Annotated in this window: 11 protein-coding genes; 4 read left to right on the forward strand and 7 right to left on the reverse strand. The window is 71.5% G+C overall.

The window, feature by feature from the left end; all coding sequences use genetic code 11:
* Positions 1-32: 32 nt before the first annotated feature.
* Together REH65_RS28165 and REH65_RS28170 are read left to right on the forward strand one after the other, a co-directional pair.
* Complete coding sequence (locus REH65_RS28165; RefSeq protein WP_281453528.1) at positions 33-1,484, forward strand: cytochrome P450; 1,452 nt, start codon at positions 33-35, stop codon at positions 1,482-1,484.
* Between the two features lie 46 nt (positions 1,485-1,530).
* The gene (locus REH65_RS28170) at positions 1,531-2,475 is read left to right on the forward strand and encodes an ABC transporter substrate-binding protein (protein ID WP_406689800.1); all 945 of its coding nucleotides are present in this window, start codon (positions 1,531-1,533) and stop codon (positions 2,473-2,475) included.
* Positions 2,476-2,608: 133 nt separating this feature from the next.
* On the opposite strand, the gene REH65_RS28175 is transcribed toward REH65_RS28170, so the two are convergent.
* Positions 2,609-3,253, reverse strand: coding sequence for a DUF6461 domain-containing protein (locus REH65_RS28175; RefSeq protein ID WP_406689801.1), 645 nt, complete (start codon positions 3,251-3,253; stop codon positions 2,609-2,611).
* Between the two features lie 144 nt (positions 3,254-3,397).
* Between REH65_RS28175 and REH65_RS28180 the strand changes: the two genes are divergently transcribed.
* On the forward strand, positions 3,398-3,838 hold the full coding sequence (locus REH65_RS28180) for a Fur family transcriptional regulator (RefSeq protein ID WP_281453525.1): 441 nt from the start codon (positions 3,398-3,400) through the stop codon (positions 3,836-3,838).
* A 17-nt stretch (positions 3,839-3,855) separates the two neighbouring features.
* Complete coding sequence (gene katG, locus REH65_RS28185) at positions 3,856-6,066, forward strand: catalase/peroxidase HPI (RefSeq protein ID WP_406689802.1); 2,211 nt, start codon at positions 3,856-3,858, stop codon at positions 6,064-6,066.
* Positions 6,067-6,126: 60 nt separating this feature from the next.
* Here katG and REH65_RS28190 read toward each other — a convergent pair whose 3' ends face one another.
* The 6 genes from REH65_RS28190 to REH65_RS28215 all read right to left on the reverse strand — a co-directional run bounded on the left by REH65_RS28190 (position 6,127) and on the right by REH65_RS28215 (position 11,421).
* Positions 6,127-8,886: a hypothetical protein gene (locus REH65_RS28190; RefSeq protein WP_406689803.1), complete on the reverse strand. Its 2,760-nt coding sequence runs from the start codon at positions 8,884-8,886 to the stop codon at positions 6,127-6,129.
* Positions 8,883-9,095 (reverse strand): hypothetical protein, encoded by a 213-nt coding sequence (locus tag REH65_RS28195; RefSeq protein WP_406689804.1) that lies wholly within the window; start codon positions 9,093-9,095, stop codon positions 8,883-8,885. The genes REH65_RS28190 and REH65_RS28195 overlap by 4 nt, the downstream gene beginning before the upstream one ends.
* Before the next feature lie 19 nt (positions 9,096-9,114).
* Positions 9,115-9,243, reverse strand: a complete 129-nt coding sequence (locus REH65_RS28200; RefSeq protein ID WP_406689805.1) for a hypothetical protein — start codon at positions 9,241-9,243, stop codon at positions 9,115-9,117.
* A 74-nt stretch (positions 9,244-9,317) separates the two neighbouring features.
* Complete coding sequence (locus tag REH65_RS28205) at positions 9,318-9,830, reverse strand: hotdog fold domain-containing protein (RefSeq protein WP_406689806.1); 513 nt, start codon at positions 9,828-9,830, stop codon at positions 9,318-9,320.
* A gap of 53 nt (positions 9,831-9,883) precedes the next feature.
* Positions 9,884-11,083, reverse strand: a complete 1,200-nt coding sequence (locus REH65_RS28210; RefSeq protein ID WP_406689807.1) for a DUF4185 domain-containing protein — start codon at positions 11,081-11,083, stop codon at positions 9,884-9,886.
* 11 nt (positions 11,084-11,094) lie between these two features.
* Positions 11,095-11,421, reverse strand: a complete 327-nt coding sequence (locus REH65_RS28215; protein ID WP_406689808.1) for a hypothetical protein — start codon at positions 11,419-11,421, stop codon at positions 11,095-11,097.
* Positions 11,422-11,531: the final 110 nt, after the last annotated feature.

An 11,531-nucleotide genomic window follows, 5' to 3' on the forward strand; every position in this document is an offset into this window, starting at 1 on the left:
ACGGGGCCGTTCTTCAAGGGTGAGGAGCAGCAGTGGTTTTCCAGCTGGAGAAGGTCAACGAAGCGATCCGACGACGAGTCCCGCCGCTGACGTCGCTACCGCTGCCGCGGTCGGTGGACCAACGCATCCTCGAAAAGCGGTGGCCCGTCACCGAACTCGCCCCGCCACCGCCCGGGAGCGGGCTCAAACCCATCCTCGGCGACGCCGGACCGCCGCTCATCGGCCACTCCCTGGACTTCATGCGCTACGGGCCGACGTTCGCGCTGCGCCGGTTCCAGCTCTACGGCCCGATCTCCTGGGCGCACTCGCTCGGGCGCCCGATGGTCACCCTCGGCGGGCCCGAAGCCACCTCGATCGCCCTGATCAACAAGGACAAGGCGTTCTCCCAGGGCGGCTGGCGCGCGCTCATCGACACGTTCTTCCACCGCGGCCTGATGCTGCTGGACTTCGAAGAGCACATGTCGCACCGGCGGATCATGCAGCAGGCCTTCACCCGGCAGCGCCTCACCGGCTACGTCGACCAGATGGGTCCGACGCTGCGCGAGGGCGTCGGGGCCTGGGGGAGCCAGGACCGGCCGCGGCTGTACTGGCTGCTCAAGCAGCTCACCCTCGACGTGGCCACGCGCGTGTTCATGGACCAGCGCAGCGGCCGGGACGCCGACCGCATCAACCGCGCCTTCGTCGACTCGGTCCGCGCGGCCACGGCCATCGTGCGCTACCCCGTCCCGGGAACCCGCTGGGCCGCGGGCGTGAACGGGCGCAAGCTGCTGGAGCGCTACTTCGCCGACAACATCGGCCGCGCCCGCCGCTCCGAGGGCGACGACCTGTTCTCGGCGCTGTGCCACGCGCGCAGCGAGGACGGCGAGCAGTTCGGCGACGACGACGTCATCAACCACATGATCTTCCTGATGATGGCCGCCCACGACACCTCCACGATCACCAGCACCGCGGTCGCCTACTTCCTGGCCAAGCACCCCGAGTGGCAGGAGCGCGCCCGCGCCGAATCCCTCGCGCTGGGCGACGAAGTCCCCGACATCGAGGCGCTGGAGAAGCTGGAGACCCTCGACCTGGTGATCAAGGAGTCGCTGCGGCTGGTGGCACCGGTGCCGTCGATGGTGCGCACGACCGTCCGCGACACGGAGGTCCTCGGCCACCACCTGCCGGCCGGGGCGATGGTGGGCGTCTCGCCGTTCCTGAACCACTTCTCCGCCGACCACTGGAGCAACCCGTTCGACTTCGACCCCGAGCGCTTCGCCGAGGGGCGCCGGGAGGACAAGTCGCACCGGTTCGCGTGGGTGCCCTTCGGCGGCGGCGCGCACAAGTGCATCGGGCTGCACTTCGGAACGCTGGAGGTCAAGGCGCTGCTGCACGAGATGCTGCGCGGCTACACCTGGACGGTGCCGCGCGGCTACGAGGTGAAGTGGGACTACGTCTCGCTGCCGGTGCCCGTGGACGGACTTCCGGTGGAATTGCGACGCAGGTGATCTTCCGGGTTCCCGGGAGATCGGGGCGGGGCTAGCCTCACCGGTCATGAGGCTGGTCGCACTGTTCCTAGTCCTGCTCGGCGTCACCGCCTGCGCGCCCGCCGGGCACGACTCCGGGGGCGGGGGTCTCGCCTCGCCGGTCACCGTCGAGCACCGCTTCGGGACCACCACGATCGACCACGTGCCGAAGCGCGTGGTGAGCCTCGACCGGCAGTGGACCGACGTGCTGCTCTCGCTCGGGGTGCAGCCCGTCGGCTACGGCGTGGACCGGATGATGCCGGCGGGTCAGGTCCCGTGGGAGCGGCTCGGTCCGGACGCCGTCGGCATCGACGTCGCGGGCGGCGTGCCGGTCGAGCGGATCCTGGCGCTGCAGCCGGATCTGATCGTGTCGTCCTACGCGATCACCGATCCGGCGACCTACCGGCTGCTGTCCCGCGTCGCGCCCACGATCGCCGCGTCGTCCCAGGCCGACTCGGTGCCGGCCTGGCAGGACCTGGTCCGCACGGCGGGCCGGTTCCTCGACCGGCCCGCCGAGGCCGAGCGGGTGGTGTCCTCGGTGGAGGGCCGCATCGCCGAGACCGCGCGGCGCCTGCCGGGGCTGCGCGGCAAGACGTTCGCGATGGGGCGGTACGTGGTGGGCGACGCGATCTACCTCGTCGCCGACGAGGACGACGGCGCCACGCAGCTCTTCCGCTCGCTCGGGATGCGCATCCACCCGCCGGTGGTCGAGGCGGGAACCGCCACCCACCAGGCGCGGATCAGGGTCAGCCCGGAACGCGTGGACCTGCTGCGCGCGGACCTCGTCGCCTTCCTCGTGACCGGAGGAGATCGCTCGGCCCTCGCGGGCATCCCGGGCTTCGCCCAGCTCCCGGGCACGGTCGAGGTGCTCGCCTACCCGACGATCGCCGGTCTCAACACCCCGTCACCGCTGTCCCTCCCGTACGCCCTCGACCGGTTCCTCCCGTCCCTGGAAGCCGCCGCCGCGACGTGACCCGTTCTGCGTCCCGCGGTGGTCTCGCGGTGGGATTTCCCGGGCAGGGGACGGTTTTTCCCCGAATCACCCGTGATCGAAGTCCGTTTTGCCCGGTTAATTCGAGGAAAAACCGTCCCCTGCCGCGCGAAGATCACCCGAAGGCGGCTCCGAGGAGGCGGAGGGCGCGGAGGTCCTCGATCGTGAGGGCCGTGAGTCCGGCGAGGGCGCAGGTGGCGCGCATGGTGACGGCGTAGTCGAAGTCGCCGGGCTCCAGGTAGTCCTGCTCCACCACGCCCGCCGTCTCGAAGGCGGCCCGGAGCTCATCGGGGAAGTCGGCGACGTCCTCCTCGGTGAGGTCGTCGACGTTGATCCAGGCGAGCTCCTCACCGTCGGCGAAGCAGGTCATGCTCGCGTCGGCGTTGATGGTGAACACGCTGGTCGCGGCGGTGCGGCCGGACGCCGACAGCGCCTCGGCGGCTTCGGCGTCGGTGTGGCCGGAGTCGTCGTAGACGAACGTCCACCCGCCGACGCTCCCCGCGAGCAGGGCGGCCGACGTACCGGGGTCGATCCCGAGCGCCAGGCCGGGCAGCGAGGTCCAGTCGTCGGGCTTGCTCGCGGGCAGCTCGCAGCGTTGGATCAGGTGCGGCTTGGCGCCGATGACCTCCAGCGCGGCCTTCGGGTCCAGGCCGCGGACGACGTGCAGGACGTGGTTGGGATCGGCGCAGGCCAGCTCCGTGATCCACTTCGGATCGCCGTCGGTGTCCAGCGCGCCGGGTGCAAAACCTGGTTCGGGCACGGGGTTCTCGCTTCCTGTTCGCGTGCGGCGCGGGGAGTCCCCGCGCCCCTCACACGTCCCGCGAGCCCCATCCGGATCACCCGGACGGGGACACGCCGGATCCTTGACTTGATTAGTTCAAGAAAATGCGGCAGGGTGGATCTCGTGACGACGACCGCGGACTACGAGCGACTGTTGCGCGAGGCGGCTCTGCGCGTGACGCGGCCTCGGGTGGCAGTGCTGTCCGCGGTCCACGAGAACGCGCACGCCGACACCGATTCGATCATCGGACGGGTTCGCCAGGACCTGCCCAAGGTGTCGCACCAGGCCGTCTACGACGTCCTGCGCGCGCTCACCATCGCTGGACTGGTGCGCCGCATCCAGCCGATGGGCTCCGTGGCCCGCTACGAAGCGCGGGTCGGGGACAACCACCACCACGTCGTGTGCCGGTCCTGCGGCCAGATCCACGACGTCGACTGCTCCGTGGGCGAGGCGCCGTGCCTGACGGCGTCGGATACCCACGGCTTCGTCATAGACGAGGCCGAGGTCATCTACTGGGGGTTCTGCGCATCGTGTGCCCCCGAATCCGCTGAAGAACCGCACTGAAATTCGGAAGGATTCCCGTGTCTGACAGCCCTGACACCCAAGAGACGAACGAGACCGGCGGCTGCCCGGTCGCGCACGGGGGCCTCACTCACCCCACCCAGGGTGACGCCAACCGCGACTGGTGGCCGAAGCGGCTCAACCTGAAGATCCTCGCCAAGCAGCACCCGAACAAGAACCCGCTGGGCGAGGACTTCGACTACGCCGCCGAGTTCAAGACGCTGGACCTGGACGCGGTCAAGAAGGACATCCAGGAAGTCCTGACGACCTCGCAGGACTGGTGGCCGGCGGACTTCGGGCACTACGGCCCGCTGATGATCCGCATGGCCTGGCACTCGGCCGGTACCTACCGCATCAGCGACGGCCGCGGCGGCGCCGGCGGCGGTCAGCAGCGCTTCGCCCCGCTGAACTCCTGGCCGGACAACGTCAGCCTGGACAAGGCCCGCCGCCTGCTGTGGCCCGTCAAGCAGAAGTACGGCCGCAAGCTGTCCTGGGCCGACCTGATGATCCTGACCGGCAACGTCGCGCTGGAGTCGATGGGCTTCAAGACCTTCGGCTTCGGCGGTGGCCGCGTCGACGACTGGGAGCCCGAGGACGACGTCTACTGGGGTGCCGAGACCACCTGGCTGGGCAGCGACAAGCGCATCTCCACCGAGGCCGGTGAGCGCGAGCTGGAGCGCCCGCTGGGCGCCACCCACATGGGTCTGATCTACGTCAACCCGGAGGGCCCGGAGGGTCAGCCCGACCCGGTGGCCGCCGCGCGCGACATCCGCGAGACCTTCGGCCGGATGGCGATGAACGACGAGGAGACCGTCGCGCTCATCGCCGGTGGTCACACCTTCGGCAAGACCCACGGTGCGGCTCCCGACTCCAACCTCGAGGCCGAGCCGGAGGGCGCGGGCCTGGAGCAGCAGGGCCTGGGCTGGAAGAACAACTTCGGCACCGGCAAGGGCGGCGACACGATCACCAGCGGCATCGAGGTCACCTGGACCACGACGCCCACCAAGTGGACCCAGAACTTCCTGTGGAACCTCTTCAGCTTCGAGTGGGAGGTCTACCAGGGGCCGGGCGGCGCCTGGCAGTGGCGTCCGAAGGGCGGCGCGGGTGAGGGCACGGTGCCCGACGCCCACGACCCGTCCAAGCGGATCGCGCCGAACATGCTGACCACGGACCTGGCGCTGCGCTACGACCCGATCTACGAGCCGATCGCGCGCCGGTTCATGGAGAACCCGGACCAGTTCGCGGACGCCTTCGCCCGCGCCTGGTTCAAGCTGACCCACCGCGACATGGGCCCGAAGTCGCTCTACCTCGGCCCGGAGGTGCCCGAGGAAGACCTGATCTGGCAGGACCCGCTGCCGGCCAACGACAACGACGCGCTGACCGACGAGGACGTCAAGGCCCTCAAGGCCAAGATCCTCGAAACCGGCCTGACCGTGTCGCAGCTGGTGTCCACGGCGTGGGCGTCGGCCTCCACCTTCCGCGGCAGCGACAAGCGGGGCGGCGCCAACGGTGCCCGCATCCGCCTGGAGCCGCAGCGCAACTGGGAGGTCAACAACCCGGACCAGCTGGCCACCGTGCTCTCCGCGCTGGAGGGCGTGCAGCAGTCGTTCGGCAAGAAGGTCTCGCTTGCCGACCTGATCGTGCTCGGCGGTTCCGCCGCGATCGAGAAGGCCGCCGCCGACGCCGGTTCCAGCATCGAGGTGCCCTTCACCCAGGGTCGCGTCGACGCCGGTGAGCAGCACACCGACGCGGACTCCTTCGACGCGCTGGAGCCCATCGCCGACGGCTTCCGCAACTACGCGAGCAAGGCCGCGGAGCTGCCCGCCGAGTACAACCTCATCGACCGGGCCAACCTGCTCACCCTGAGCGCTCCGGAGATGACCGTGCTGGTCGGTGGCCTGCGCGTGCTGGGCGCCAACTACGACGGGTCGAAGGACGGCGTGTTCACGGACAAGCCGGGCGTGCTGACCAACGACTTCTTCGTGAACCTGCTGGACATGGCCTACACCTGGCGGTCCACTTCGGACGACAAGTCCACCTACGAGGCCACCGACGCCTCCGGTGAGGTCGTCTGGACCGGTACCCGCGCCGACCTGGTCTTCGGTTCGAACTCCGAGCTGCGCGTCATCGCCGAGGTCTACGCCTCGGCCGACAGCAAGCAGAAGTTCCTCGACGACTTCGTCAAGGCCTGGGTCAAGGTCATGAACCTCGACCGCTACGACCTGGTCTGATCCGGACCCCGTAGCACCGACGAGCCCCCGTCCGCTCCGGGCGGGGGCTCGTCCGCGTTCTCAAAGGCCGGTCAGCGCAGCGATTCTCGCGCGCAGCTCGGCCGATTCGGCGTGCCGGCCCTGCTGTTCGAGGCGTTCCCGGACGCCGCGCCCCGCCTCGGTGAACATGCCGTGGAAGACCACCGGCACGTCGGCCGGTCGCCGCTCGCACAGCGCGAGCGCCTCCCGCACGGCCGCCAGCGCCCGGTCGGCCCCGTCCGGCATCCCGGCGCACTGCCCGGCGAAGCTCAGCAGCAGCACCGTGAACCGGTGCTCGTGGGCGTCGGGATCGCCGCGCACGAGCCGCCGGTACGCGGCGAGCTGCTCGTGCTGGATGCCCAGCGCTCGCTCCTGCTGCCCGTCGAAGAACAGGAAACCGGCCAGCACGAGCGAGGATTCGATCAGCCGCGGCTCGTAGGAGGCGGGGACGGCGCGGGCGAGCCGGCTCAGCACCGCCACCGATTCCTCCAGCGCGGCCAGCGCCTCGGGCAGCCGCCCGGCCCTGGCCAGGCACGGTCCCTGCGACTGGAGCGCTCGGGCGAGCATCGGTTCGTGGGCGGCCGGGTTGAGCCGGGCCAGCCCGCGGTACGCCTCCACGGCTTCGGTCGCGACGTCGGCGGCCTCGGGCCGACCCGCCTGGCTCAGCCGATTCCCCAGGTGCAGCAGCAGTTCCGCGAGCTCGACCTCGTGGGCGGCGGGGTCGGTCTCGGCCAGCCTCCGCAGCACGCCGACCGCTTCCGCGCTGACCTCGACCGCTTCCGCCGGTCGCGCGGCATCGGTGAGGGTCGCGCCCAGCGCGGTCAGGTGGACCGCCAGGTCCTTCTCGTAGCGGCGATCCCGCGCCGCCAGATCCCGGAAGAGCGCCACCGCCTCCTGCAGCTCCGCCAGCGCTTCCCGGCGCCGCCCGAGGTTCGACAGCGCCTTGGCGTGGGCGTAGATGGCGTGGCCGAGCTCGGCGTCGTGCGCGCCCGGCGCGGCGCGGGCGACCCGGCGCGCGGTGGCGACGGCTTCGGCCGCCGCGTCGAGGGCTTCGCCGTCGCGCTGCAGGTGGTGCAGGCACCGGCTCAGATCCCGCAGCGACGTGGTCAGCGCGCGATCGGCCAGGAGCCGCTGACGCCGGGTCGTCGAGCCGTCGACCAGCCGTCGCGCCGCGGCCACGGCCTGCTGCCGCGCCGGGAGTTCCTGCTGGTGGCGGCCCGCGTTGCCCAGCCGCGCGCCGACCTCGGCGTGCACGTCGTACTCCGCGGGCAGGTCGGCGGTGCGCAGCCGGTGCGGGGCGAGCCGAACGACGACCGCGGCCATCCCCACGTCGAGGTCGGCCCGCCGTCCGCGCGGGAAGTGCGCCGCGATCGCTTCGAGGAGGTCCGGCTCGACGTCGTCGAGGTCCGCCAGCGCGCTGAGCACCGCGCTCCCGGCCGCGACCGCCGAGCGGGGTGACTCCCGCAGCAGCGGGTAGAGGTGCCGCGGCCCGACGTGCGGCCAGCGCTGCGCCGCTGCGGCGAGGAACGTCATGCCGCGCGCGAGATGGCCGGGGTCCGCGAGATGGCCGGTGGCGTCGGGGTGTTGGGGGCCGTCGAGCAGGGTGGCGGTGGTGGGAGCGGCCCAGTCCTGGGCCGGGTAGTCGGCGTCGTGGCCGGGCAGGGTCAGGGCGAGGAAGTCCTCGGCGAGCCGGTCCGGGTAGAGCGGCTCCAGCGCGGAGGTCGCGGGCCCGGCGGGCGGGTAGCACAGCGCGTGATCGTCGAGGACCTGCTCGGCGGGCTGCGCGAGATCCAGCGACTCCAGCACGGCCGTCGCCGGGGCCCGAGGGCCCGGACCGGTGAGCGCGGCGGTGAACACCGTCCGGTTCATCACCGCCGGAGGAGTGCGCAGGCCCCGCTCCTCGAAGAGGTTCGTCCAGTGCAGGTGCTCGCGATCGAGCAGGTAGATGGTCAGGTTCGCCATGTCGGCGGGCGGCCTGCGGCCGGTGCGGCGGGCGTCGACCGCGACGAGCGCGGCCACGTGCACGGCCAGCGTCAGCCCGAAGTCGGGTGCGCCCAGCGGCCCGGGCGGTTCGATCGCCCCCGAGTCCTCGATGCCGTAGCGCCGGGCGAAGCTCTCGCGGGCCGCGTCGAACATCTCGCCGCGCAGGCCGGTGTCGTCGGGGAGTTCCGGCAGGCGCTGCGCCGAGGTGCCCGCCTGGTGGTTGGCCAGCGCGGCCCGGACGGCGGGCCAGACGTCGGCGCTGCGGGCCAGCAGCAGAACCCTCGCGGGAACGCCGCTGCGGTGCAGGAGGGCGTTGCTGAGCAGCCAGGTCAGGTGGGTCAGCGGCCAGCGATCGGCGTAGTCGACGATCAGCAGCAGCCCGTTCGCGCCGTCGGTGCGCAGGTCCTGGCTTCCGGGTGGCGGGAGCACGGTTCCCGGCCCGTGCGTCGCCGTGACGACCTTCCAGCCGGCCTCGATCGAGTCCTCCGCGAAGCGCGCCGCCAGCCTCGTCTTGCCCTGCCCGCCCGGGGCGTGCAGCCACCGCGCGGCCAGCCGAGGGCCGGTCCCGCGCCACCGCCGGAGCTGGTCGAGCTCGTCCTGGCGGCCGGTGAACTCGACGATCTCGTGGCGCGCGTTGAGCATCCGGCTGGGCATCTCCACCAGCCAGGCCGGGTCGGGCTCGGTCGGCGGCCGGAACTCCTCCAGCACGTAGACCGGTCCGCGGTCGGCGAACACGTGCAGGTCGGCGCCGATCACGCCGTAGCCGAAACCGCCCTCGACGCGGACTTCCTGGTGCACCGGCCGGTGCTCGTCGGTCACGACGGGTCCTGCCGGTGCTCGTCGGCTTCGTGGACGTGCACGTCACCGCCGGAGACCATGAACAGCCTGCCGCGGTCCTCCGCGGTGCCGATCTGCACCGAGCCGCCCGAGGATTCCGGCTTCCGGTCCGCGCGCAGCTGGAGGACGGCCACCACCAGCGAGGCCAGCGCCACCAGCAGCGCCGCCGCCCCGATGACCATGCTGGTCACGCTGGCCAGGCTGTCCTGATCACAGCGGCCTGCGGGCGAAATCGGCGACCTGGCCGGTCAACCACCACCCGGCGAGCCCGAGAACCAGCACCGAACCCGTCGCGGCCGCCGCCCACGGCCACCGCCTCTTCCCGCTGCGCACCGCCACGGCCGCCTCCCTGCCGGAACACCTCGACGCACGGTACCCGGGCGGCGGGGGAGTTCAGGCGGGAACGGGACGATTCATCTCTTCTTGCGGGTGACCCAGATGGTGATGACGGCGCGGACGACGACCTTGCCGTGCTTGTCGTGGACGTTGACCGGGACGTCGACCTCCTGGCCCTCGTCGCCGAACTCCGGGATCGACTCCAGCTCGGCCACTGCCCGCATGCTCGTCTCGGCCTTGGCGACGTAGTCGACCTGCATCTTCTTCGGCAGCCAGCGGTGCGAGGTGGGCACGGTGGCCTCGGCGACCATCCCCATCGCGACCTCGGCGAGGTTGCACGCGGCGATCGCGTGGTAGGTGCCGATGTGGTTGTGCACGCCCCACCACTTGGGCGAGGTGACCACGCAGCGGCCCGGCTCCATCTCCTGGATCGAGGGCAGCACGGTCCGGAAGTACGGGGCCTTGAGGCTCACGCTCAGCGAGAACAGGGCGCGGCCGCCGGGGACGCCGGACAGCTTGGTCCACAGCGCGTGCGTTGGAGTCTGGGCGCGCGTCGGAGTCTGGGCGCGCGTCGGAGTCTGGGAGCTCATGGCCCCAGAGGCTATATTACCCGCCAGTAACCTACGTCCGCCGGTGCTGGAAGTCACGGCAGGAAGCGCTTCGCGAGCTTCCCCGCGCCCTTGAGCAGGGCGTCCTTGAGCGGACCGCCGCCCTCACCCGGGGGCGGCGGAGGTGCCAGCGGCCGGTCGCCCGGGCGGGGAGCGGTGCCCGCGAACTGCATCGCGCGGTAGGGCCAGTTCCGCTCGGTGTTCCACTGGCTCACCACCAGGTGCAGGTCGTCCAGCGTCGAGCCGGGGACGATGTAGCCGCCGTAGAGCTGCGCGACGTGACCGGCCTCGTGGTCCTCGCAACCCCACGCGCAGCCGTGCAGGACCGTGCCCCGGACCGCCTCGTAGAGGTTCGCGGTCGGGCCGTCCAGGTTGAGGACGTCCATCCGGTAGTCGCCCGCGTTGAACAGCGCCAGCAGCCAGCGGTCCTCGACCCGGCGCAGGCACAGCTCGCCGTAGGCCCCGGTGAGCGCGACCGTCGGCGGGTTGCCCCACGCCCACCGGCCGTCGCGGAAGCCCCAGCCCTGCCACGCGGCGGGATCGGTGATCCGGTCGGCGGGCACCCGCTGCAGGATCAGGCCCTTGTCGCGCTGGAACCCGGTGGAGAAGGCGTAGACGAAGCCGTCATCGCCGAGCTCCCAGGTCAGCATCTGGAACAGCCCGCCGTGCGCGTCGCCGGGCCAGGTGGCGCCGGTGTGCTGCCAGGTCTCGCCGTTGTCGACCGAGCGGTGGATCTCCGTCCAGTGCACGTTGCCCAGCCCCTGGCACACCATGACGTGCAGGAACATCTCGCGGCCGATGGTGATCAGGTCCGTCGGCAGCACGGTCGAGACCGGACGACCGTGGATCACCGAATCGTGCTGGTACGGCAGTGCCTGGTCGGCGTAGTCGCTGCGCGGGCCGAGCGAACCCGTCCACCGGATGCCGCTGCGCGCGCTGCCGGCGTCGCCGAAGACCACCACCGGCGAGCGCCAGCCCGGCCCGCCGACACCGGCCCGGTCGAAGGTGTCGCCGAACACCGCCACCAGTCTGCCGTCCGGTGCGACCGCGGTGACCCCCAGGTCGGTGCCGCCGATGCCCAGGTGGTCGGTGATTCCCGGTCCGGTGAGGTCCTTGACCTTGCGCAACGCGCCGCCCTTCTCGTCGGGTTCGTCCTCCCTCCCGACCGTACGTGCCGCGACGCGACGGGCGCTGCGGTGAGGTGGGGCGCCGGTCGACCCCACCTCACCGGCCACGCGTGCTGGGATCACTCGTGCTTGACCCTGGTGACCAGGATGGTCGCTCCGAGCTCGCCGCCGCAGTCGACGACGACCGGGCCCGCGCCGTGGCCGATGCCGTGGCGCAACCTGCCCCTCGCCTCGAACTCCTCGGGGCCGGCCTCGACGATCGTGATGTCGTCGAGCACCTGGTTGTCGGTGAGCCCGGCGAAGACGGCCCGCAGCCCGGTACCGCCGCCGCAGTGCCCGGTGATGGTGACCTCCTGGTTCGGTTCGGTCACGGGATTGGGCGTCACCTGGACGACGGCACGCGCACCGCGCGGTGGCGTGACGTCGCTCTTCGGTGTGTCGGTCAAAGAATCTCCTCCGATGTCAACCGATTTCGTGCACCGCGATGCGATCCACGTCGATCAACACTGCGCCGCGGGCCGCCGGGCGGCATCGGGAACATCCCTGAGCGCCACCC

Origin of the sequence: Saccharopolyspora sp. ID03-671, from assembly GCF_045278815.1 — a bacterium.
Taxonomy (GTDB): domain Bacteria; phylum Actinomycetota; class Actinomycetes; order Mycobacteriales; family Pseudonocardiaceae; genus Saccharopolyspora; species Saccharopolyspora ipomoeae.

Bases quoted from the DNA above. Each gene is read 5' to 3' on its own strand.
- REH65_RS28205 (WP_406689806.1), bottom strand. From the start codon at position 9,830: ATGAGCTCCCAGACTCCGACGCGCGCCCAGACTCCGACGCGCGCCCAG.
- REH65_RS28170 (WP_406689800.1), top strand. From the start codon at position 1,531: ATGAGGCTGGTCGCACTGTTCCTAGTCCTGCTCGGCGTCACCGCCTGC.